Origin of the sequence: Ruminococcus flavefaciens AE3010, from assembly GCF_000526795.1 — a bacterium.
GTDB classification, from domain to species: Bacteria; Bacillota; Clostridia; order Oscillospirales; family Ruminococcaceae; genus Ruminococcus; species Ruminococcus flavefaciens_D.
This window is the reverse complement of sequence record NZ_JAGT01000001.1, coordinates 1050875-1077868: the sequence shown is the minus strand read 5'-3', so window position 1 is coordinate 1077868 and position 26994 is coordinate 1050875. Positions and strand designations below refer to the sequence as shown.

10 protein-coding genes and 1 pseudogene are annotated in these 26994 nt (G+C 38.2%); 6 read left to right on the top strand and 5 right to left on the bottom strand.

Annotation, left to right across the window (positions count from 1 at the left end):
- The first annotated feature begins 56 nt into the window (after positions 1-56).
- The 3 genes from N774_RS18025 (at position 57) to N774_RS0104550 (ending at position 6712) form a co-directional block, all read left to right on the top strand.
- Positions 57-5270 carry a hypothetical protein gene (locus tag N774_RS18025; RefSeq protein WP_051463372.1) on the top strand — a complete coding sequence of 1738 codons (5214 nt, stop codon included), beginning with the start codon at positions 57-59 and terminating at the stop codon, positions 5268-5270.
- 242 nt (positions 5271-5512) lie between these two features.
- Positions 5513-5980, top strand: a complete 468-nt coding sequence (locus tag N774_RS20110; protein WP_024860099.1) for a VanZ family protein — start codon at positions 5513-5515, stop codon at positions 5978-5980.
- Between the two features lie 354 nt (positions 5981-6334).
- The gene (locus tag N774_RS0104550; protein ID WP_024860098.1) at positions 6335-6712 is read left to right on the top strand and encodes a hypothetical protein; all 378 of its coding nucleotides are present in this window, start codon (positions 6335-6337) and stop codon (positions 6710-6712) included.
- Between the two features lie 388 nt (positions 6713-7100).
- On the opposite strand, the gene N774_RS18705 is transcribed toward N774_RS0104550, so the two are convergent.
- The 5 genes and pseudogenes from N774_RS18705 to N774_RS19750 form a co-directional block, all read right to left on the bottom strand.
- Positions 7101-7268, bottom strand: coding sequence for a mobility-associated LCxxNW protein (locus N774_RS18705; protein ID WP_155250350.1), 168 nt, complete (start codon positions 7266-7268; stop codon positions 7101-7103).
- Between the two features lie 141 nt (positions 7269-7409).
- Entirely contained in the window at positions 7410-8657 is a 1248-nt protein-coding gene (locus N774_RS0104540; protein WP_196231528.1) for an IS4 family transposase, read from the bottom strand.
- Positions 8658-8913: 256 nt separating this feature from the next.
- Positions 8914-9620, bottom strand: a pseudogene (locus tag N774_RS16850) (ATP-binding protein).
- 25 nt (positions 9621-9645) lie between these two features.
- On the bottom strand, positions 9646-10896 hold the full coding sequence (gene istA / locus N774_RS18700; RefSeq protein WP_242836555.1) for an IS21 family transposase: 1251 nt from the start codon (positions 10894-10896) through the stop codon (positions 9646-9648).
- Positions 10856-11206 carry a hypothetical protein gene (locus tag N774_RS19750; protein WP_242836554.1) on the bottom strand — a complete coding sequence of 117 codons (351 nt, stop codon included), beginning with the start codon at positions 11204-11206 and terminating at the stop codon, positions 10856-10858. The genes istA and N774_RS19750 overlap by 41 nt, the downstream gene beginning before the upstream one ends.
- 1128 nt (positions 11207-12334) lie before the next feature.
- Between N774_RS19750 and N774_RS0104520 the strand changes: the two genes are divergently transcribed.
- From N774_RS0104520 to N774_RS0104510, 3 genes are all read left to right on the top strand, one after another.
- Complete coding sequence (locus N774_RS0104520) at positions 12335-16945, top strand: InlB B-repeat-containing protein (RefSeq protein WP_024860095.1); 4611 nt, start codon at positions 12335-12337, stop codon at positions 16943-16945.
- A gap of 239 nt (positions 16946-17184) precedes the next feature.
- Complete coding sequence (locus N774_RS0104515; protein WP_024860094.1) at positions 17185-19416, top strand: InlB B-repeat-containing protein; 2232 nt, start codon at positions 17185-17187, stop codon at positions 19414-19416.
- A gap of 479 nt (positions 19417-19895) precedes the next feature.
- Positions 19896-26984: a leucine-rich repeat protein gene (locus N774_RS0104510; RefSeq protein WP_024860093.1), complete on the top strand. Its 7089-nt coding sequence runs from the start codon at positions 19896-19898 to the stop codon at positions 26982-26984.
- Positions 26985-26994: the final 10 nt, after the last annotated feature.

The window sequence follows — 26994 nt, the reverse complement described above, 5'->3', positions numbered from 1 at the left end:
AATTTGAATTTACTTTATTAGTTTGGTTATTTAATATTATAATAAGGAGATTGATTATGAAAGAAGCTAATAAAAAAATCATTGCTTTCCTTACTGCTTTAACAACAATAAGTGCTAATGTGCCCATGTTTTTAGCTGGAGACTCAATGAATTTGTTGAATGCTTATGCCATTGAACGGAATTCGTATAGCTTGACTCAGGATCTTGAAGATGTTAAAGCTGCAGTAGGCGATTCAGTTGTAATGACAGTAGCAGCTGAAGGAACAACAAGTTATCAGTGGCAGTGGAGTTCAGATGGAATCTCATGGAACAGTATTGGTAATAATAATAAAAATACTTTCAGCTTTACAATGGCAGAGCGGTTTGCCGGAAGAAAGTATCGCTGCATTCTGAATAATGGAACTGATACTATTGAATCAAGAGTTGCTACATTATCATTGAAGTCTGGCTATGAGCTTTCACAAGATCTTGAAGATGTAAATGCTGCAGTTGGAGATTCAGTGGTAATGACAGTAGCAGCTGAAGGAACAACAAGCTATCAGTGGCAGTGGAGTTCAGATGGAATCTCATGGAACAGTATTGGTAATAATAATAAAAATACTTTCAGCTTTACAATGGCAGAGCGGTTTGCCGGAAGAAAATATCGCTGCATTCTGAATAATGGAACTGATACTATTGAATCAAGAGTTGCTACATTATCATTGAAGTCTGGCTATGAGCTTTCACAAGATCTTGAAGATGTAAATGCTGCAGTAGGCGATTCAGTTGTAATGACAGTAGCAGCTGAAGGAACAACAAGCTATCAGTGGCAGTGGAGTTCAGATGGAATCTCATGGAACAGTATTGGTAATAATAATAAAAATACTTTCAGCTTTAAGATGGCAGAGCGGTTTGCCGGAAGAAAATATCGCTGTATTCTGAATAATGGAACTGATACTATTGAATCAAAAGTTGCTACATTATCATTGAAGTCTGGCTATGAGCTTTCACAAGATCTTGAAGATGTTAAAGCTGCAGTAGGCGATTCAGTTGTAATGACAGTAGCAGCTGAAGGAACAACAAGCTATCAGTGGCAGTGGAGTTCAGATGGAATCTCATGGAACAGTATTGGTAATAATAATAAAAATACTTTCAGCTTTAAGATGGCAGAGCGGTTTGCCGGAAGAAAATATCGCTGTATTCTGAGTAATGGAACTGATACTATTGAATCAAAAGTTGCTACATTATCATTGAAGTCTGGCTATGAGCTTTCACAAGATCTTGAAGATGTAAATGCTGCAGTAGGCGATTCAGTTGTAATGACAGTAGCAGCTGAAGGAACAACAAGCTATCAGTGGCAGTGGAGTTCAGATGGAATCTCATGGAACAGTATTGGTAATAATAATAAAAATACTTTCAGCTTTAAGATGGCAGAGCGGTTTGCCGGAAGAAAGTATCGCTGCATTCTGAGTAATGGAACTGATACTATTGAATCAAGAGTTGCTACATTATCATTAAAGGCTACTCTTTCAATAACTTCACCAAACTCCGCCATAATCACCACTAACCAATCCGCTACATTTACCGTATCTTCCGAGACCAACATAAAATCATACGCATGGGAGTACAAGCTTCCTAACTCAAATAATTGGCTTGCTTATACAGGAACAGGTGCTAACACAGCATCTATTACCGTGGCTGGTTCTGAGGCTACTTCAGGCACTCAGTATCGTTGCACAGTAACAGATAACTATGGGCAGACCAAGACATCTGATGCTGCAACCCTGACAGTCAGAACACCGATAACTATTTCTGATCTCCCGTCAACTACTGTTGTCGAGGGCAAGAATGTGTCGTTCTCTATTACTGCTACAGGTGAGAATCTGACCTATCAGTGGCAGACTGGCGTTGTAACCGATGACGATACACCGATTGATTGGGTTAATATTGAAGGTGCCACATCTTCTACATACACCTTTAAAACTAAGTACACCGATGACAGACGTCTTTATCGCTGCATCGTTACTGATCCTTACGAGTCTGTCAACTCCTCTGTTGCAACTCTGACAGTTACTCCTGCATACACTGTTATTTCCAACGTTACTAAGGAAATAACGATCAACATGGGTGATGCATATCAGTTAGATGTTACAGGCACAAAGCTGCGCTATTACTCCAATACAAGCAATGCTACTGTTGACAAGAACGGTGTTGTTACTGCAAAGGAAACAGGTACAGCATATATCTTTGTACTTGACAACTATGGCAATAAGACTTTCTACAAGATCCATGTAGTTGATATGTATGAAGCTCTCGCATTTGACGAGCCTGTAGTATCAGTTCTTCCTGAAGAGTCTATCCGACTCTATACCAACAAGGCGGCTTATCAGATGGTTTCCGATGGAGATAAGACCTCAGTATACTGGGATTATTATTGGAATTATTATAGTTATGGAGAGTATGCAGATTTCACCGGATATATTCCTGGTACTTACAATATTCTTGCTTACACAGATGACGGCGAGATCGCAACCTGTGAGGTTAATGTTGAAGGTGATGTAACTGATGCAGCACTGAATACTCCATACACAGGTACACTCACTATAGACAATCAGGATAATGTTGGTGAGTTAGATGCAATGGCTGCTTCAAACAAGTGGTACAGATATGTCAACGACACTGAAGACGAGGTTATGGTGACATTTGATGTTATTAAGACTGAAGGTAATAACATCGCAAATGCTGATTATGCTGTATACTACAAGGGGCGCTTTGAAAAGTCTGATTGGTTCAATGTTGAAGATTATGCTAACCAGCAGATCTATCTTGCTCCAGGTGAAGAAGTCTATGTCAGACCGTATATCAATGGTGACGAAAGTGTCTATAACTTCTGCTTTAATGCAACAGCATATAATCCTATGAATTACACACTCGGAACAACAGTAGACAATGTGGTTCTTGACCGCAAGGATTATACTGAATATGAATTCACAACAAATGCAGCCGGTGGTTATGTGCTTAATTCTTCTTCTTTGACTTCGTTCTATTGGCAGATCGAGGACGTTGAAAACAACTATGAGACTGTTCAGCATGATAGGGTAGATAGTGCAACAATGATTCCGTTCAATCTCAAGCCAAATCATAAGTATGCAATCAGATTTACTCCTCAGAATATGACAGAGGAGGGAACACTTAGCTTCACACTTTCAAAGGCTACAGATAATATTGTTAATGCTACCGTAAATACTCAGTATGACAGCGATATTCTCAAGGCTGGCAAGACAACATACTACAAGTATGATCTTGGTGATGCAAGCTATAATGCTATCCTTGATGTCTATGAGTTTGACCAGAATTATGTTGATGATGTATCTTACGAAGTACTTGGTTCCGATATGGTTACGCCGATTGAAATGTTCAGCAGCACGAACGGTTACAAATTTTATACCGAAGAGCCTACAACGGTCTATATCAAGGTTACGAATACCAGTTCTTCACAAAGAGTGCCTGAGTTCATTCTCAGAAAGTATGATCGAACCATGACTCAGATCAGCGGTGTGGATTCAGGTTCAAATGAGCTTCCTATCAACACTGCACAGTGGTATGAATTCACAGCTCCGCAGAACGGTGTGTATCACTTTGATTTCTTATCATCTCAGCATGATATTTCTGTGAACTATGAGATATACTTCGGTGATGAGCTGAATTATAGCAGTGATTATTCCAGATATAACGATTATACTAACTGGTATTATTACTATGATGAAGACAATAATTATCATGAGGAATATGGTCTCCCGAACCAGCTTGATTTGTACTATACACTCCTCGAAGGCGAAAAGGTATATATCAAGGTAACAGGCGACTTTAACGCAAATAATGCAAGCACTATTATTCCGTATAGGTGGTCTGTAAGCTGTCAAGAGGCATATCCTGTAATTGATCTCGCACTTGATACACCTACAGCAGGTGCTACAGTTGACGGACAGAAGCAGTACTTTAAGTTTACAGCGCCTAAGAGTGGTGTTTACTACTTCTGGTCACAGACAATAGCATATATGTATGGTGATCTGTATGATAACCTTGGCGGTAATTATTTGGCAGGCGACAGTGGCTATGGTGAGTATGGCAACTTCTGCTTACAGTATCATCTTAAAGCCGGTCAGACAGTTTACCTCTGCCCAAGACAGTATGATAACGAAGATGTAAAGTATGAGGTAGTTGTTTCTAGAACAAACAACAGCGCACAGTGGACACCTGAATTCAGCCATACAGCTCTGACACTTGATAGTGAGGTACATGGAACATATAACGATTACTATGATTATGATACCTTCTTATTCACAGCACCTGAGGCAGGCACATACATCTTTAACGCTTACAATAATGATACCTATTATGACCTCGATGGTGAACTCTATAGCGATGCAGCATTAAAGAACGAAGTAGCTTACTATTCTGATAGCAATAACGTAAAAATCCAGTATGAACTCGCAGCAGGACAGACTGTATACTTCAAGCCACGTAATTACTATTCTTCTGATTATGCTGAGTATACCGTAAAGGTTACGAAGCGTACAAGAGTTGAAAAGGATCTCCTTCTTGGCTATACCTATAATGAGGCTCTTGCTTCCGAAAGCGAAGCATGGTATGAGTTCACAGCTCCATTCGACGGAAGATATTACTACGCCTTTGATTCTGATAGTTACATATCAGGTCGAGCTTATTATGTGAATGCTGATAATTCATTGACAGAACCTAATGTTTGGGGTCATGATATCTCTCAGACAACTAATGGTACTATTATGCTTGATATGGAAGCAGGTCAGAAGGCTGTTATCCGCATAGTGCCTGATGATTCAGATGCAGCTGCTAATTATTCGTTGTCTCTCAGATGTGATATTGATGATTATGAGGTTCAAGTATTAGATATTGATGCAGATATGCAGTATTCTTCAGGCGATTATTATTTCGGTAGATTTACCGGTTGGATTCAGATCAATTCACCTACTCTTTGTGAGGGCGTTTTGACGGTTGAAACACAGGAATTCGAGAGAGCGCTTACTGTAGAACTCTATAATGCTAATGGTGTTTTGATCACATCAGGAAGCATAAACAATGACACTGATACTATTACAAGTGTTGACTTTGAAGATGCATTCTTAGATGATGATACTATAGGTTATTCTGTATTCTTCCTTAAGATCGGCAGCAATAACGGATATGATATTGAGGACGTAGCAGTTGTTTTCGAGAATGCGAGTGTTCAAGACGGCGGCTTAGATGACTGATCTCAACCGAGTCTGAAAACACAAAATGACATAATAAAGTGACATGATCAATAATGTGACTAACGCCCTCTCTGCGGCAGGATTCTGTTGCGGAGGGGGCAGAAGTCCGATAATTGTTATTCTGATTCAGATGCTTGTGTGTTTATCACAAGCACCTGCATGAGGGTGATTGATTTAAAATAATATGAATATTAATATGTAATAAAAGACCTTATATTGATCTAAAGAAAAGGAGAAACTAAGTGAGGAGAGCATTAGAATTACAGCGAAAACAAGTCCATATAATTCTCTTGATCTCTACTGTCGTTCTAATCCTGTTCTTTACATTTATCGTAAGAGAAACTCTGGAGATAAGACATGTTGGTTCAAGGGGAGTGTGTTTGACTCCGTTCAGAGAGTTGAAGGGGTTATTTACAGCTACGAATCATTGGTTTTATTTCTGGCAAATATTCCTGAATATTCTTCTTTTCATCCCTTTCGGATTCATGTTAAGCTGTAACCTATATATTCAGCGCCGACCAAATAAACTGTGGCTGCCAATCCTTCTTTCAGGTCTATTGGTATCCATCAGCGTCGAATTTCTCCAGTATCTATCCTCCAGAGGTTACACAGAAATCGATGATGTGATAAATAATAGCTTAGGAGCTATGTTTGGATGGTTTCTGTATGATAGAATGCTGAAGGCAGCGAGAAGTAAAAAGAAGATATAGATTCATTATAGTTATTGAATATAATTCGCTTCGGTTGAATTTCTGGGGAACAATGAGCGGTTAGATTTCTGTTTAGAATTATTGACAAAAACTAAGTTATCATATAATATGGAACAAGGTATTTGAATTAGTATTTTAAAGTCGTTATATCACATATTGAAAAATGGTTTTGCACGTTATAATAATACTATGCAAAAAGCCGTATACATAGTCTCTGGAATCAGCGTGATCACAGCGAAAACGCCGGTTCCGGGGACTTTTTGTGTTTTTTATGCGTCGTTTATTCTCTGAGTATCTCGACGCATTTGAAAAAGTCAAGAATGAAGCCTAATATCAGAAAGGTAGGGAAGTCTTATGAAAAAGCGTATTATTAGTTCCGTTTGTTCCACGGCAGTATTTCTGTCCTGCATTGTTCCGACGCTTCCATCATTGTCAGTCGCGGCAGTTGAGTCAATTCTTACCGCTGACGTTTTAATTTCTGCGCCGTCCGATGAGGAAGTAATGCTGAAAACATCTTTGACTGATGATGATCTGCTATACAATTATATGCTCAAGCAATCAGGTGTGAATCCGAAATCTGACGGTATGAGATATGGCATAGACATCTCATATGAATCCGGTATTACCACAGGTGCTAAACTAATAGGGAATAACGCTGCCGATTATGCGTATGTGAAAACACAGGTCGAAGCTATTGCCGCAGGCACAAGAACTTCAACAGCCATTGAGTGATTATTCCGCGCTCCGGAAAGCATCAATCCGAAACAAGGAAAACGGTAATCCGCATCAAGGAAAGCACCAATCCGCAACGAGGAAAGCATCAATCCGCGCAAGGACAGCACTAGCAAATGAAATCAAGAGCTGTTCTTAGATTTCGAACCGTAGGAAAACCCAGCCACCGCCGCAGGCGGCTAGCCCTTGACGGGTTCTGAAAGAAATGCTACAATGGCTGACCGACTGTGAATCAACTGAGCTGTTCCTGAGTTCGTCACCGTCGGCACCGACCGTAAAGCATTTCTTTCAGGTCATGTCAAGGGTGGCGGACGTCTTGCAGGATCTTGTTCTGACTGGCATTGAGCCTGCTATAAATCCTCAGCAGGCTCCTGCCAGATGCTATAGATTACCACGCCTTCGGGTAATCAATATTGTTTTTATCCAGGATAGCTCTGAGTTCGTCAATGTACGCATACAGCTTCTGAATCTCGATCCAGTTGCCATGGCACAGCCTGTCAGCCTCTTCCAGTTCATGGCGGGTCAGCTCATAATCCTCCCATTTCAGTAATGTCATTAAGCTAATCGAATAATGAAAAGGAATCAGGAGTATGTTTGAAAATAAACGAGCATACTCCTGATAGTATTTATTGAAAAAAGGCAGCACGAAAAGACAGATCAGAGATCTGCCAGAAAAAATATTGACACAAGAAAAGAATTATGATAACCTGTAATTGAAGGGGATAGCAGAATGGTAACGAGTTTTTCTATCAGCAAAACGATCAGGTCTGACAGGGCACTTGTTTCTTGCTATCAACTCTTCCAAAAGTGAAGGATATGCGTGAGTAGAGCGAAAGAACCTGATGCAGGCGTGTATAGCAATTGCATAATTAATTTTGTAGTGATAATTATTATGCCTATCATCATATATGAGGATATTTTCGGTGATCAACATAGAAAAGTTATACATGATAAGACTTGCATAAATTTCCTGTATCACGCAGTCCTTTTTCTTAGAATGAAAGGCAATAAGGCCAACATGGTACTTCAGCTCTCTGAATGAAGTCTCGATTCCCCAGCGCATTTTGTAGATCATCTTGATATCATAAGCAGAGAACTCATCATCACAGAGATTGGTAACAATGGTCTCATAATTATCTTCAGATATCCTAAGCCTTATTATCCTGAATTTAAGAGGATATGTATCTTTTGAACCTTTCGGAAGGAAGTCAAAATTTGAGAATGCAGGAATATGGCGATAAAGTCCAGGATTAGCCTTAACTTCATTAGTCTGTCTTCTTGTAATAATAATATCTGCAGTAAAATCAGTTTCCTCATTATGAGGAATATTGAATTTCTGAGCAATTCCTCCACTTGTCTTGATGCGTATCACATATTTCAAACCGTTATTTTCAAGGTGAGCGATCGTGTTATAGGATTCGTAACCTCTGTCCGCAACGACAATGGAGTCATGTCCGATATTTTCAATCATACTTATGAGAGCAGAATGCTCATTTTCACTACGCCTGTCCTGCAAAACAGCTTCTATATACCTACGGTTCATAAGGCCATACAAAGCGTTCAGATGCATAAGATTGAAGCTTTTTGAATCAGCGTTAGATGAGAAATTAGTACTGTGATCATCAGGAATAGTTGGAATATGTATATCAGAACCGTCCACAGCGTAAAGTCTGTATCCGTGAAAAAAACTGGTCTGAGAAAAAATCTCATTAAATTTATGAAACAGATACTGAAAAGCAGCAGGAAGAATCTTTGATCTTCGCTGAACAATAGCTGATACTGATACCATTTTCGGATCAAAATCGTAAAAATCCATAAGTTCTTTGCCAAGGGTCTGACTTCCCATTCCGAGAATAAATCTCATTGTTTTTGAGAAAGAAAGCTCACTTTTTCGAACGAAGTCTCTCTTAGGATTGACAACAAAAGCTGATGCATTTTTCTCCATGCTGCGAATAAGAGTATTAAGCTTGCTTTTGACGATATTACAGTATTTTTGCACGGTAAAACCTCCAATCAGATGTGTATATCTGATTAGCTGCGCCGCACATTTTGAACTATTTGTCAATACCTTTTTATGAAAATTTACATTATATACATAAAAAAGATGTAAGAGTTTTGGTCTCTTACATCTTTTTCTTAGCTTAATGACATTACCCATTTCAGGCATTTGTGATCTTTGCTGAAGGCGCAGTAATCTTCCATCATGACTCTGCCTCCTTTGCCTGCAGTTCGCGCATATTGATGTCACCGGAGTACACCCATGCAGCAGTATGTATGATTCTGTCCATAATCGCATCAGCGTGGATACCGCCGCCCAAACGGCTGTGCCAGTCCTCACGCTTGTACTGCGTACAAAAGATTGTAGATGTGCAGTCATAGCGGCGCTCGATCAGCTCAAAGATGAAATGCTGCTCACTCTCCGTCATGTCATTGAGCAGCCATTCGTCATGGATCAGCAGCCGGTATCCGCTGAACTTTTTGAGGAGCTTGGCTCTGCTGTGTACATCCAGTGAAGTCTCGCTGAGAAGCTGCATAAGATCAGGCATGCGAATATATCGTGTGCGGAACCCCTGCATGCAAGCCTGCCGATTGCACATGCAAGATAGCTTTTTCCGGAACCGGTAAACCCGTTAAATACGACCGGCTTGTTCTTCTCGATGAAACCGCAGGTTCCGAGTGTCAGGATCAGATCCTTATCCAGCCCTCGTTTTTCATAATGCACATTCACAAGTGTTGCATCGGCAATCCTGAACTTTGCAGCGTTAATCAGGCGATGTACCTTGGCGTTATACTTGGCTGAATAGGTATAGTCAACAGCAAGATTCATACGGTCATCAAACGATAGAGCCATATATTCCGGCTGCTTCTCCTGAAGATCAAGTGCTTCAACCAGCTCACTGAGATTCATTTCACGCAGCTTGCGTCTTGTCTCTTCATTCAGCATGATCGTCACCTCCGTAATATGCAGCACCGCGTACAAATCCGGCGGGCGACGATTCGTTCTCCAGCTTCTTATTCACACTGTATTCCTTATCCTGACCGGAAGCCAGGATTGCTTTGAGATGCGAATACCGCGGCACGCTGACATGTTCAAGTGCCAGCCCGCAAGCCGCTTCCAGACGTTCAGAAGAGTACTTTTTGCTCAGCTTCAGCACTGACATAGCCGGATTGATGGCCTGTTCGGAAGTGCTGTAGCTCTTGAAGATACGGTCAATGACAGTCAATGTCTGCTTTCCAACGGATGCCGCCCACTGTCTGATCGTCAGCTCATTCCATTCCGTTTTCTGGAAGCGTTCAGGAATATCTTCCGGATAGGTGTCATACCTGTTGCGAACATAACTCGGGAAACGCTTGTGGGAGGAGATGCGCTCATGGCCGCAGTAGATCTCGATCATACTATCGGTGATCTTCAGGTCAACTGTCTTGCCTACAAAGCGATACGGCACGGAGTACTTGCAGGTCTGGTAGGTCACATGGAAGTCTGAACCGATCATGCGCCCGTATTCCCACACGGCATATTCATACGGAAAGGCAGGCAGAGGACGCAGTGTAATGCGCTCATTCGCTTCAAACACCTTACGGCGGCTGCCTTCACGCTTCTGGAAGGGTGTGTTGTTGAAATCCTCCAGCGCCGCTGCAACATCCGTTCTCAGATCATGGATAGAGGTATACTTGTTGTTGCGCAGACGTGCGATGATGGCAGTAGCGATTTTTCCGACAGTACCTTCTACAGACGCCTTCTGCTTTGGCTTCTTCACGCCTGCAGGCATGATTGCCGTGCAGTAGTGGTTTGAGAAGTCCTCATAGCACTGATTCAGAACGATGTCGCCCTCGCGGGGATGCGTGATTACACCGGTCTTGAGATTGTCGCAGACGATACGAAGCGTAACACCGCCGAAATACTCAAACATATGGACATTGCAGTTGATCCATGTCTGCTCGTTCATATTCAAGCAAGGCTCAACATACGCAAGCTGGCTGTACGGAAGTACGGCGACAAATAGATAGACGGGATACACCTTACCCTCTTCCGGATCGGTAAGCCGCATCGTTTTACCGCTCCAATCTACTTCGCATACAACACCGGGCTTGTGGGTGATGTGATTGGTGAGGTTGTTCTGCTCGACATACTTGGCATAATCATCACAGAACTTGGAGTATCCGACAGAAACGCCCTCTTTCACACCGTCCTTGTACTCTTGCCACAGCAGCTTGAGCGTGACGCCCGTCTTTTTTCAGCTCACCGTGGACATACTCATAGTTGATAGGTGCGTATACAGTTTCCTTCTGGAACTTATCCGGAAAGAAGAGCAGATAGACCTCGTCATCACTCTTGTCCGCCAGATCCGCATAGCTGACACCCAATTCAGCAGCGCGGCGGCATACTGCCGTGATCGACTTGGAGGAGATGTGCCGCGTTTCTTCAATCTGCCGCTGCGACATCGGGGGTTGGAGAAGCTCAAGAATGAGTTTCACATTGATTTTGTTTGCCATATACATGGCCTCCTTCGTGTATATTTGAGGCTACGCCTCTAATTCTATTATACACGAAGTGCTTTCCATCAGCGGATTACTGCTTTCCTTATGCGGATTGGTGTTTTTCTTGCCGTGGAACGATGTTTTCCTTTCGGCGGATTGATGCTTTCCGGAGCGCGGAATAATCAGTCATTTCAATGACCTCCTTCAATAGTATTCACGCTTCTGTCATTAAATTAGTGACAAATGTCATCTTGCAAAAATGTGCGATATATTGTATAATAATAATTAACAGTTATAAAAAACTGATTAAAACTTGGTTAGTGGATATGGTAATCTAATTGGAATTATAAGAATACCTGGACAGTTTTTCCTCTGATCTTTGCTATCGTCTTTGTTAATGAGGAGGATCATCTATGAACAGAATAAGCAGAGGACAAGAAAAAGCATTTCTGGCATAGAGCACATCCTTATTATTAAATTTGACGCTTGGCATCCATTATGGGATGTCGGGCGTATTTGTTTTTTGGGGGACGGGCATAAGCTCGTAAACAGGTCGAAACCGCTTAGCGGTCGACATATATTATTTTATTTTTATAAGGAGGTCTATTTATGAGAATCCAACCACGAACACAAACCCGAACGCCTATAAAACAGGTGTTCAGCCTTATCTTGTCGCTGATGATGGCGATAATGATAATGCCAGACATATCGCCCCTAAAGGCAAAAGCGGCGAATATTTACGATGATATCTCCGTATTAGGAACTTATGTCACCAGTAGTAATAAAGACGATATCGTTCCCACAAGCCCTCTGTTGTTTTCTTTTGATACTTCAGATAATAAGCTTCACATTGCCAAAAGGCCTAATTCAAATGTAAACACACTAACGAACTCACAAGGTAGTATTATTAAGTTTTACAATAGCAGTAGTTATAATGTTAATAGTTATAAAATCAGCGTCGATGACGACATAGTTTTAAAACAGAACGCTGCTGAGCCTTGTATTTCTAATTATAATTGTAGTAGTGGTTTTGGTAACATTACAGTATCAGGTTACGGAAAGCTTACTATCGAATCACAGGGGTATTGTTTTCAAAATAGTTATTATGGGCAAACAATTACTTTTAAAGGTACAAGAGCTTCTTTGCAATCATCATATATTTTTGATAACTCTTATACTTCTTCAGGTGATTATTGGCACACACTGTATGTAACATTTGATAATTCGACTGTTAATGTATACGCTACAATTGCATTATTTACCTCAGATACTAATAAAAACTATAATCCTATTACAGTTACAAACAGCGTTATAACAACTCCTACAAACGGACGTGTTGACGGAAAGAATATCGTTAATTCCAGCGGAAGCGTTGCTAAATCCTTTACTATCACAGCAAATCAGCTTCCTACTCCCCCAGAGCCCGAGATAACAGTCTATGAAGGTCTCAAGGTCATGGGTACACAGGTAACAAGCGCCAATAAGGACGATATCACAGGGAACGGCGTATTTAAGTATAATCCTTCAACAAAGACGCTTTCGACCGAAAGTTACTTCTGGCAAAATTGTTATACTGCTCCTATAATCGAAAATACAGGCGTAGACGGTCTGAAGATTCAGAATAATTCATCACAGACCGTAAGAATAGACAATTCAAGCTCTATGTACCCAGCAGTAGTAATAAGTAAAAATACTACTTTTTATGGTTCTAAGCAGCAATATATAAGTGCTGCTGTCACAGCTATACAGGTATTAGGCAATGCTAAATTAACTATTAACTCGCCAATACAGGTAAATAATGCTGCATATGGTATATTTGGTTCAAATGATGCCTCTCTCGATTTTTCATATAATGGTGTAAAAATCGATAGCTCTGTTTCGGCGGTAAGAGGCTTCAAGAGTATTACCACTTACTCTACAGTTATATTCTCTTCACCTCAGCCCTCAACCATTAGCAGCGGAATCAAAGAAAAGTCAGGCTCATATGCTAAGCTTGTAACAACAGCAGCAAAGACAACTTACGATCTTTATCTGAACGATACACAGGTTACAAGCGGAAACTGCAACGATATTCTTGGTGACGGCAAAGCTTCATTCTCTTATAATAAGCTTACCCTGAAGGGCGATCCGAGCCAAGATGTTAAGATCACCAACAATATAAGCGGTCTTACTATCTATGTTGAAAATGATACCTATCTCTCTGATGATGCTCAGGGTGATGTAATGACTCTCAATGCAAATACTACCATAACAGGTCCCGGAACACTTACTGTCCCCAGAATAGATGTAAAGAATAATTCAACTCTTACTATTCAGGACGGAAATGTCCAAATAAACGATCAGGATATTATTTATGCATACGGTAGTTCAAATATCAAGATCGTAAGATCAAATGTTGAGGTAGATAGCGGTATCTTCTCAGCTGACGGCAATATCACCCTTGACGGCTGTTATATAACAGGTCCTGAAAACGGTGCAATCGAGAAATATTCAACATATAATAGCTGCATACGCGGTAATGCTCAGATATCAAAGGAATACGACGGTATTATTATCGGCGGCCGCAAGATCGGTACACTCAATCGTCAGGGCGATAATTATTCATACGATCCTGAAACTCAGACTCTTACATTAAAGGGAAAGGTGGGTTCAACAAGCGACCGCAGTATCGAAAGCTATGTTGGCGGTCTTACTATCAATGTTACTGCTGATACTGATCTCACAGATGTTTACGGATATAATCAGACAACTCTTACACTTGGCGGATATACTACAATTAAGGGCGACGGAAAGCTTACAGTTTCACGCCTTAACTGTAACGGCGATCTTACTTTGGATAACGCTAATATCAAGGTAGATCACCCGAGCTTCTCTAATCTCGATGCTGAGCATTTAAAAGTATCAGGCGATCTCACTATTATCAATTCAGATGTATATACAAGCGGTCCGCTGTATGTAACTGAGGGATTTGCCATCAATCAGCTTGAAAACTGCCATATTGCTGCTCCAAGCGGTGCAAAGTTAGATGAGTATTATGGCGGCTGGGGCATTAAGAACGGTAATAGCTTAGCTAACGGCGTTCAAATCAAAAAGGGCTATGGTTTCAAGATCGCAGGTACTGAGGTAACTGCGGAAAGTAATCTCTATAAGCTTGGACCTAACGGTGCTTTTGAGTATGTTCCTTCTATTAATACTCTTATTCTGAATAAGGATATTGACTTGAGAAGTGAGCCTATAAGTTTAAGTCTTATCGAAAATGTTAGCAATACTGGTCTTACTATTAACGGTAACGGACATACTATGGGTATTGCAACTGATAACATTTTAAATACCGATACTATCTTTACAGGTAAATTAAATGTTAATACAAACGCTGTTATTGCTTTTAGTTGTAAAAACAAAACAAATGTAATAATAAAGGATGCAGACCTTACAGTTAATTCAAATATAAGATGCTTCAATGCTTCAACATCAGATACTTGTTCAATGAAAATAGACAACTCAAAAATAGCTATGTCTGTGACAAATTCAAACGCTTTGACAAGAGTTATCTCTGGATTTAAAAACGGCATAACTATTGATGGCTGCCTGATAAGAATTCCTGAAAACACCAATCTTTTAGAAGGTGCAACACAGATCGATACAAAAAAGCTTATTATTTCTCCAGTTGAGTACTATCCGCTTTATGTTTGCGGTGAACAGGTAAATGAGATTAATCGCCATGATCTCTGCGGCGGCAATGCAGAGTACGATGCAAATAACAATACTCTTCACATCTTAAACAATATTGACGGTGGAAGCAACTGGTGTATTGACAATCAGGGCATTGAAGGACTTAATATCTGGGCTGATGTCGACTATATTCTTACAAGTGATAAAGGTGTTATCAGAATAGCCGATGGTCTTGAAACAACTATTTTCGGCGACGATTATGATATCACGTTTAATGTTCCGGCAAGCGGTACTGCTATAAGCTGCGGCAAAAATTCGTTGCTCAGCATAGAAAATGCTGATATCACATCAAATAGCGCAGGCAAGGGTATTTTCTGCGAAAGCAACAATGCTTCACTTGAAGTACGTGATTCTGTGATCAATATCAAGAATGCAACAAGTGGTGCACTCTATGGTTTTAATAACGGAGTTACTATGAGAGGTTGCGAGCTTAAGACGGTTGGATGTGTTATCGAGAATGGTTCTGCTGTTTCTTCTGTAAATAATACAGTTAAATCGGCAATTGTTGAGATAGGGGCTAAGGAAAAGATAGATATCGCAGAAGCTGAAATGTACCTTGACTCCTTCAATTATCGCTACGATGGAGCTATGCATCGTCCTACAGCTACTATTTATTATAACGGAAATATTCTGACAGAGGGCAAGGATTATGTATATAACTGCTCAAGTCAGAACAAAGCAGGTGCATATACAGCAAATGCTAGTGGTATTGGTGACTATAAAGGTACAATTTACGCTGATTGGAATATTTCTGAGATGTTCAGCGTAAAATCCAAGATCAATGGTAAGTCCACTAAGAAGATGTACGCTGCAAATACTAACGTAACCGTTACTGCTCCCGAAGTCGAGGGTAAGGTGTTCTCGCACTGGACAGCCAACGGCACAAACGTAAGTACAGCTAATCCGTATACATTTGCCGTAACGGAAAATGTTACTATTGAGTCAGTTTATAAAGATGCGATTACATATGAGCTTACAGAGGATCTGGAAGATGTAGAAGCATCAGTAGGAGATGCAGTGGTAATGAGAGTCGAAGCTGCAGGAACCACAAACTATAGATGGCAGTGGAGTTCAGATGGAATCTCATGGAACAGTATTGGTAATAATAATAAAAATACTTTCAGCTTTACAATGGCAGAGCGGTTTGCCGGAAGAAAATATCGCTGCATTCTGAATAATGGAACTGATACTATTGAATCAAGAGTTGCTACATTATCATTGAAGTCTGGCTATGAGCTTTCACAAGATCTTGAAGATGTAAATGCTGCAGTAGGCGATTCAGTTGTAATGACAGTAGCAGCTGAAGGAACAACAAGCTATCAGTGGCAGTGGAGTTCAGATGGAATCTCATGGAACAGTATTGGTAATAATAATAAAAATACTTTCAGCTTTAAGATGGCAGAGCGGTTTGCCGGAAGAAAATATCGCTGTATTCTGAATAATGGAACTGATACTATTGAATCAAAAGTTGCTACATTATCATTGAAGTCTGGCTATGAGCTTTCACAAGATCTTGAAGATGTAAATGCTGCAGTAGGCGATTCAGTTGTAATGACAGTAGCAGCTGAAGGAACAACAAGCTATCAGTGGCAGTGGAGTTCAGATGGAATCTCATGGAACAGTATTGGTAATAATAATAAAAATACTTTCAGCTTTAAGATGGCAGAGCGGTTTGCCGGAAGAAAATATCGCTGTATTCTGAGTAATGGAACTGATACTATTGAATCAAAAGTTGCTACATTATCATTGAAGTCTGGCTATGAGCTTTCACAAGATCTTGAAGATGTAAATGCTGCAGTAGGCGATTCAGTTGTAATGACAGTAGCAGCTGAAGGAACAACAAGCTATCAGTGGCAGTGGAGTACTAATGGTACATCTTGGACAGATATTCCAAATAATAATAAGAATACGTTCAGCTTTACAATGGCAGAGAGGTTTGCCGGAAGAAAGTATCGTTGTATTCTTAGCAATGGAACAAATACTGTTGAAACAAGAATAGCTACGCTATCTTTAGTAAACTAATATAATCATTTTGGTGTTTATTATATCTCCCTCGTAAGGTGTGAAAACACCAGCGGGGGAGGTTTTTGTTATCAAACTTTTTAGATATTAAAAAACATATGTTGAAGTATAGAATAAAATATGTTAAAATACAGTTAGTACATTTATAATTTCTGCAAGTTTCTTCTATAGCGATGCAGCAATAGATTTACCACTTGTTTCAATGACAAAAATGTTCAATTATGAAGGGTGGTATTAAAATGAGAAAAACAATGAAGTCAATCGTGAGTTCAGTTGCTGCATTTGCAGTTGCGCTATCTTATGCAGTAATTCCTTTTAGGGAAGTATTTGCAGCTGATGAAGCGCCGAGTATTGAAGCAGTGTGTAATCAGGAGGAAAAGTTTTCTGTTAACAGCATTTCTGCTGATGAACTTCTCTACAATTATATGCTGACTCAGTCCGGAGTAACTCCGAAGCCTGACGAAACCCGAAACGGTAAAATAGTTTGCTATGAAAGTAGCATTACAGCTGGTTCAAAGCTTGGCGGCAGGGAAGCTATAGCCTATAATGTATTGAAAAGAGAAGTAGCGAGGATAGCTTCGGGACAGCGAACCTCCACCGAGATAGATTTAACTGCTGAGGAGCTTGGAATTGAAGGGGCATCCTGGTCTGCAGCGGATCTTGGAGTTAATGCGGTTGTATCTAATAATCATATCACCGATGAAGGGATGGCAGCTCTTAGTAATGAAATATGTGATTTCCGTGCAGTTATCAATGCATTGCTTGCAGATTGCCCCTATGAAATGTATTGGTGTGACAAAACGTCATATCAGACGTCTATGGGTTCTATTGGTGCAAAGAAGCAAAACGGTGAATGGAAGCTTTACCTTGGAAGTAATCCGAAGGTTATATTTAAGGTATCAGCTGACTATTCAGTTAATGGAGCTACAGGTACTACCAATCTACCGGATAACAGAGTGTCAGTAGTTGCTTCAGCAATTAGTAATGCTCAACAGATAGTAAACGACAACAGCGATAAAAGCGGCAAAGAACTTCTTGCGGCATACCGTGATGCAATTTGCGGCTTGACAGATTATAATTATGCTGCGGCAGGCGGCGGTGCAGCCTACGGTGATCCGTGGCAGCTTATCTATGTATTTGACAGCGACAACAGTACAAAGGTAGTTTGCGAGGGATATGCAAAGGCTTTCAAGTATCTCTGTGATTTATCGTCTGAACGCCTTGAAGGAATAAGCTGTTTAATAGCAACAGGAACATTTTCAGGACCTCATATGTGGAATGTCGTTAATATGGACGATAACCGCAGCTATCTTGTGGATATAACACAGTGTGACAGTATAGACCGGCCTGTGGAAGAATATATAAATACGTTCTTCCTTGCAACTCCGTCTGACGGAACATATAATACTAACTATGAATTCTATTTCCCAGGTACTTCATACACCGAGGGTGCATATATTTATTCATATCCTTCTAATACATATACCTATGTCTATGATACTGACACATTAGAAACTTATAATAGCTCATATCTTATGCTTTCCACAGATCCATATGTCGAAGTGGAGCATGTTAAGACGGAGGTCAATATTGAATATACTGACATCAATAGCCTAAAAACATCTTCAACAGTATATGCCGAAACATTCAGTAATGAGGATTATCCTCTGACTGCAATCTATCTGGACGGTTATGATTTCAGTGGCTGGAATATTAACGGCACATTGTACACAGATGTTTCAGACGCTCAGGCTACTTTAGCAGCGGCAGTTGCTGAAAAGCCAAGTGAGCCAATCAAAATAAAAGAAGTCTATACAAAGAAGCCTCAGACATACAACGTTAGCATTACTGGCGGAAAGCTTACTGACGGCAGTACTAACTATACAGCTCAGGTATCTACTCTTCTGACTGTAAGAGCTGATACGGCGGAACATGGAAAGAAGTTTTCACATTGGTTGAGAAATGGAGTTAAGGTTTCGTCTAACAGCTGTTATTCATTCCGTATGCCTTCATATGCAGTTACACTCAAGGCTGTTTATGTTGCTGATACGACTGCTGTAAATCAGGCAGGTACTGCGATTATTGAAAGCGTAACACCTAATACTTCAGCAGGAAAGGTCTCATTTGTATCTGTTTGCAATATTCCAACATCCTGTAAATTTGTTAAAGGCGGACTTGTAGCGACAAATGACGGTAATATAGGAATAAATGTTACTGCCGATAATGCTGTATATGTCAAGCTTTCATCCAAGGTTACTGAGAATACAAAGAATTTGAAATATACATGGACTAAAAGCAACGTTACTGCTGATACTGTATGGTATGTGCGAGGATATCTTGTTTATAAGGATAGTTCAGGTGTAGAGCATACAGTTTACAGTGATGCTGTAAAAGCCAATATCAATGGTATAATAAAAGATAATTCGTTTAACGGTGATGAAGGCGGCAGTACCATTATTATTGATCCTTAAAAAATAGTAGTTAACAGGATGAAGAATTGCAGATATTGATCTCTGATAAACACTACATCAGGTGTATTTTCTTATGAAGGCCATTGATAAAGAGAAGTTTACATTTACCTGATATGATATTCAAAATAGCGGTATTTTAAGGATCTTTAGTTGATCCATAAAATGCCGCTTTTTTTTTAATATAGGAGAATGTTTTATATGCGATATACGAAGTGTATATTAGTACGTAAATATAACGATATATAGCCTTTCTCTGACCGCAAAATCAACAATCAGCATCATTCTTTGTTATTCGTTTCTACAAAAATATGTTATCAGTATACATTATTCACTTATTATACTTGAATTGTTGGATCAAAAATGTTACAATTTGTATAGAAATATATGATTGGATGATTATACATAAGATATAATTTTCTGATGTATATATGAAATGAGTCATTGTATTAAATATATGTAATTATTGTGGGGGCGATAATATGATGAAAAAATACAAAAGAACGATAGCTGCTATTACAGCAGTAATGATGTTTTATGGTAATTTCCCAATTTCAGAACATGCTGTAATTATAGAATCATTCAGAGCCTTTGCAGAAGATTTACAAGATCTGGAGTATACGGTTGACGAAGCCACATTTATTTATTCAAAGCATGACGATAGCATCATTATAGAAGGATATTTGGGAAATGATAGTTTTGTAACAATTCCTGAATCAATTGAAGGATTACCTGTAAAAGAAATTAATTTTGGAAGAAGGCCAAATGGAGAAAAAGACGATTCTGATATTATCTTGTCATTGACTTTGCCGGATACTGTTGAACGAATGTACAACCGCGTCAATAATTTCAATAATCTTTTAGAGATACGCGGAAGTATAGCAGGTCATGCTATGGATATTGCTAAAGAGTATGGTATTTCATTCGTAGATATTAATGCCGATGAACCGTATGAATACTTAAAATATACAGAAAATGAAGATAATATCATTATTACAGGTATAGATTTTTCTCCTTGTGTTTCTGATTATACTATTCCTTGGATGATAAATGGTAAACAGGTTACAGAATTATGCATACCAAGCGGATATTATTATGATAACCCTAATGCTTATATTCCAAGCCAATTCACACTGAAAATATTTAACCCTGATATTTTGATTACAGATTCAAGATTCTTGGATATGTGGAGCCATTGTTCTGTTTTATATGCTATCCCGGGAAGTACAATGCAGTCGGTGGCATATAATTTAGGAATTAATTATGTTCCGATTGAAGAAACTCAAATGGATGCTGAATCAAGCTATACTTTTTCATATAATGTAGTTACTGGTGATGAATATAATAATTATGAGGATTATGTAGAAATCCATGGAATAACCGGTGATTACGCAAGTAATGTTGTAATTCCTGAGACAATAAATGGTCATCCGGTAAAATATTTGCGTATTGACAATATGTCGATAAAAAATATAACAATTCCTGACAGTGTTCAATACATAGACGCATATGATGCAAGCCGTGATATATGTTTTTATGTGAATAATGGAAGTTATGCATATAATTATGCTGTAGAAAGAAATATCTCATATAAATTAAATAGTATTCCATTTGAATATGAGACTTTCACTTATGAAAACGGAGAGCTTCATACCTTAGTTCACGTAAACAATCATGAAGATCTGGATGAAGTTATTATTCCGGAAAATAAGGATAATATACCTGTAACAGCTTTATTGATTGAGGATCATTCTTGTAAAAATATCGTTATTCCGGATACTATTAATTATATAAGTTGTTATGATTCTGATGTTTGTTTCTACGTAAACTATGGCAGCTATGCGTGGGAATATGCCAAGGCTAATAATATTCCTTACAAGTATATTGAACTGAATGATGAGGCATATTTCAGGTATTCTTATCGGGATGGAAAGGTTTCTGTTGTTGATTATATGGGTACAGAGACTTCTATTACTATTCCTGATAAAATGTATGGTTCAAATATAACAGGAGTAATTTTCAATCATAATAATGAAGCTACTGGCCTGAATAATATAAGGACCATTACTGTACCAGAAAATGTAGATACATTTGAACTAGGATATTTAGCGTCTTTAGAAAAAATTCGCGGTTATAAAGGAAGTGCTGCGGAACGTTATGTGAAAGAACACTATCCTATAAAGTTTGAAGTTATCAGTGACCAAGGATATGTTCTGAAGAGACTCAGATATGCTGAATATGATGACCATGTTGAAATAATTTCCTGTGAACCAGATCATGTTAATAAGACATATGATATACCTTCAAGAATCAATGATAAACCTGTTACCAGAATCCTTTCAGGTGCTTTTAATTACGTTAACGATACAGATTATTATATTAACATACCTAAAAATGTAGAGTATATTTCTGATGATGCTTTTGTTGATAAGTCTCATAAAATTATCAAGTCTGATAACGGAAGTTATTCAATCAATTATGCAAAATCAAATAGTATTAAATATGAAGAAACAGGAGACCCTTATGATAGTTTAGATTATTGTTACAGCGTTGAAACAGATGAATCTGGAAATGAGTATGCAGTTGTGGGTTATATTCATCCTTCTTTTATTGATGCTGGCATTATAAGAATACCTGAACAAATAGACGGTATAACAGTCGAGAAGATCAATTTGAGTTTTTGTTATGATAGGAGTCCTTATTTCAAATCAATAGTTATTCCATCTTCGGTTAAAGACATTAATATAAGATGTTATAGGGAATCAAATTCAAATGATTATTCTTATGATGGTGCGTATTCAGCGACCGTTGAGATACCTGTTGCAGAATTAATTTCTGAAATAAGAGGTGCTCCTAATAGTTATGCTGAAGAATATGCTTATTATAATAACATCAAGTTTGTAGTTGATGAAGAGTATAAATATAATACAACATATCTTTACAGTGGTAATTACGATTATAATTATAACGGCAACACGATCAGTGTAAGCTGCGATAGAAATGTAGTTCATGCTACAATACCTGAAAGAATAGGTAATACTACAGTACGAAAAGCATATTTCAATGGCAAAAATCTGAAATCGGTAACGTATTTGAATTCAAGTATTAGTATTAGCGAATCTGATTTCCATGATTGCAATAATCTTGAAGTAATAAGAGGATATAGTAATAGTACAGCGGAAGCATATGCTTATAATCATGGAATTAAATTTGTCAGGATTTATAATCATCATAGGTATTATGATGATTGCCCACCGGAGTTAACATTTAATGACAGCAGACTTCAAAAGTGTGATATCAGTGCAGTAGATGTTATGATTCCGAATTATTGTTATTCCCAAAAAGATGAGTATGTAGAGACTTATGGTCAAACAAGCAGTTCTGTTTATACAAATATAAACAGCGATGCTTTCAGGGGATGCACTGCTTTAAGATCAATTACTATTCCTGATAGTATATCTTACATACCTGACACCATGTTTACTGATTGTATCAATCTCAAGGAGATACACGGAAGCAGCGGAAGTGCTGCTGAAGCTTATGCAATCAGCCATAATATCAACTTTATTGCAAATCAAGAAACACCGAGGTATATTGGCATTGAACGTTACAATGAGCATTATTCAGGTAACAATTCAGATCAAAATTATGCTTATAATGCACCGACTTATGATATTTCAATAATTGGTTATGATCCTGAGACCTCAAAATTAGTTATCCCAGAGGTAATTAATGGTGACAGTATAAAGAAAATACGTGAATATGCATTTTGTGATTATTATGGAGCAGAAACTGTTGAGATTCCTGAGTATATTGAAGTTGTAGAAAGAGGAGCATTTTGTAACTCAGGTGTAAAAAATGTCGTTCTGCCTAAGAATATGGAATATGTCAATAATGTTTACAGTTATAATAATGATTATTCATATTATAATTCACAGCAAAATCAATGCATTACAGTTCTTAATCCAAATGCTGTAATAGCAGATGATGTCAATTGTAAGCTTAAAGGATATTTTGGAAGTACTTCATATGAGTATGCAAAAGAGAAAAACTATCCTTTTGAGGTAATTCTTGATGAAAATGATCCCGCACCTGAGTATCTTGAATATGAAATAATATATAAAGACGAAAATTCGGATTATTATTATTCTGAAGACAATTTAGCTTACATGAATAGTTTTGCTGAGCCATATATCAGGATAACGAATTGCGGCAATGTAGAAGAAGTCGAAATACCTGCTGCTATCGGTGGAATTCCAGTTAAGGAGTGTACAGAAAATGCATTCGATAGTTGTGCGTCCATGACAAAAATCACTGTCAAAGCAGATATTAACTTGAATATACCGAACCAGATAATCAGAAATTTGAAATCGATAAGCGGTTATTTAGGTTCTTCTGCAATGAATATAGCACGGGATAATGAAATAGTATTCAACGACCTTAATAATCCTATAGAGTTCCCTGAAGGTATTAAATTCTATGTATCAGATGGTACTGTAGGTATAAGATCAGTTACATACGATGGATATGCATCTGAAAATACATGGACTACATGGAATGTTCCTTATACTATGTATGGCTTACCAATAACAAGTGTGGACTTCCCGTTCTATACACTGACTGAGATCATACTTCCTGAGAGTGTAACATCTATCAATTTGAAAAACTGTCCGAATGTAGAAACGATAAAAATTCAAAACAGTGACTGTAAATTCGAAGGAAATGAAGCGTTAAAGGATATATATGCTCCTGCAGATAACAGTTTTGCATTACAGTATGCTGCTGACAAGGGAATAACCTTCCATGATATAAACAGTGATACAGTTTATTCTAAACCATCTGATTTGAAGATTAATATCAAGGATGGTACTGTAATAATTATGGGATATTCCAATAAGGATTACAATGATGAACTTATTATTCCGGAGAGTATTTACGGAATGCCTGTAGTTGAAATTGCTGATATGGCATTTTATGGGTATGAGCATATTAAAAAAGTAGAGATTCCTGAGAGTGTATTAAGAATTGGATATGATGCTTTCAGTTCATGCAAGTATCTTGAAAAAATAGTCATCAAAGGAGACCCAGAATTTAACGTGAATCCATATTATCCTTATCCCAATCCTGAGGATGTTAGAATATGTGATTCTAATGTAATAATTCAATCTGATTTGAATGAAAATATCGTTTTATATGCTCTGAAATACGGTAATCATTTATGTGACATGAATGGTGATCTATATGAATATCCTGAATACTTAAAGTACTATTATTATGAAGATCACGTAATGATTATCGGTATAACTGATGAGGCTGAGGAATATGTTATTCCTGAAAGCATATATGGTATACCAGTTACGGAAATATGCAATTATGCATTCTATAATGACAATGTCAAATTAGTCGTGATCCCTCAAAGTGTTAATAAGATAGGAGAAAGCGCTTTCGCAGATAATACTGTAATCTGGGGTTACTCAGAAAGTGTTGCCGAAACATATGCTGCAGACCATGAACTTGAATTTGTAAATATCGATATAACTGAGCAGAATTGGGATCATATAGAGTGGCACTGGGAAAACTTTGATAAGGACGGAACGGTTACAGCTGAATTAAAATCTTATGATGAAGAGACGTTTTCAAAGATGCTTAATGCATTTGTGAGAATTGAATCATCAGTAGATGCAACTTGTACTGACGATGGTTTAGTAAATTATGTTGCAGAAGTATTGATCGATGGAAATTTATATACAGATGAACTTACAGAGATACTTAATTCAACAGGTCATAGCTATTATGTTGATGAATGGATCTGGTCTGACGATCACTCGGAATGCAGTGCTGTATTTAAATGTTCTGCTTGCGATGCAGCAACTTCACCTCAGACAGCAAATGTAAGACTTGAAAAAGTTGTTGATCCGACATGTACTGAAGATGGATTCAATACCTTTATTGCGGACATAATCTATGAAGGAAGGGATTATAGCGATACTGTTACTGTTAGTACAAATGCAACTGGTCATCATTATGTAATAGATAACTGGAACTGGTCAAGCGAAAGAACGACCTGTGAAGTAATACTGAAATGTTCTGAGTGTAGTGATATTCAGAAAAAAACAGCTGATATAAGTCATGAAGAACTTGGACCAACTTGTACAACTGATGGTTATGATAATTACATAGCTGAAATTGAATTAGATGGAATGATTTATAATCAGAGAAATGATAAGGTTATTCCTGCTACCGGACATAGTAATGTTGTAGATAAGTGGATCTGGTCTGACGATCATACAAGCTGCAAGGCTGAACTTAAGTGTAATGTATGTAACGAGATTACAGGCAGAATCGATGCAACAGTAACTCATGACTATCTTGCTCCAACATGTACTGAATCAGGTTACGATAATTATATTGCTAATGTTACAATTGATGATAATGAATATAGTGACAGCAAAAATAATACTATACCTGCAAACGGACATGATTTGTATGCTGATTCTTGGACGTGGTCTGATGATCATACACAGTGTAACGTGGCTATAAAGTGCCATAACTGTGATATGGTGATAAATGATGATAAAGTCAATATCTCATCAGAAACTACCAAAGAGCCTACTTATGACGAGATAGGTTCGATTGTGTACACTGGAATATATGTTTATGAGGATATTACATTTACTACAACTGAAATAGTTGAAATACCGGAAAAGGAACGAACAGATATTTCAACTGCAAAAGTTTTGATATCTGCTACATCTTTCAATTATGATGGAAATGAAAAGAGAGTAAATGTAAATTCAGTAAAACTGAATGGAGTTCTGCTGACAGAAGGCGTCGACTATGAAGTTACAGGAAATACTGCAACTGAATCAGGCGATTATATGCTTACTATTACTGGTATAGGTGCATATAAGGGTTCGATTGCAAAATACTGGAAAATTGTTAAACGCTTCACAGTTTCATATATTCAGAATGGTGTAAGGCGGTCATATATTTATACAGAAAACGCTTTTTGTAATGTTGAAGCAATCCCGGTTGATGGAAAGCTCTTCTCTCATTGGAAATTGTCAAACAGCGATACGATTCTGAGTTATAGCGAATCATATACTTTTAGAGTTGTTTCGGATATTAGTGTAGAGTCTGTGTATGTTAATGCTGATGAACCAGTAAATAGAGCTCCTGTTGTAGCAATTACAAACGTAAGAGCATTCAACAATAGGATCTATTATGAGATCACAAGAGATATTCCAGAGAATTACACAGTTATTTCTAACGGTATTCTCTATGGTACAAGCGTGTCCGTTTTTGTAGAGTCAGATGATGAAAGCCGAGATAATAATTTGAGGTTTACTGATGATGTTGGTTCTACAGAAGTAAAAGAAAAAGTTCATGCTGGTACATCCGGAGTAAATACAAATAAAGGATATTATTCATATTATCTGAACATAGGTGAAAACACCGACAAAACAGTATATCTGAGAGGATATGTTATGGTTAAGGACAGCGAAGAGAATATAATGACTTATTATACAGATATTGTTGGTAAATCATATGATCAGATAATTAATAATTGAAATAGTTTTA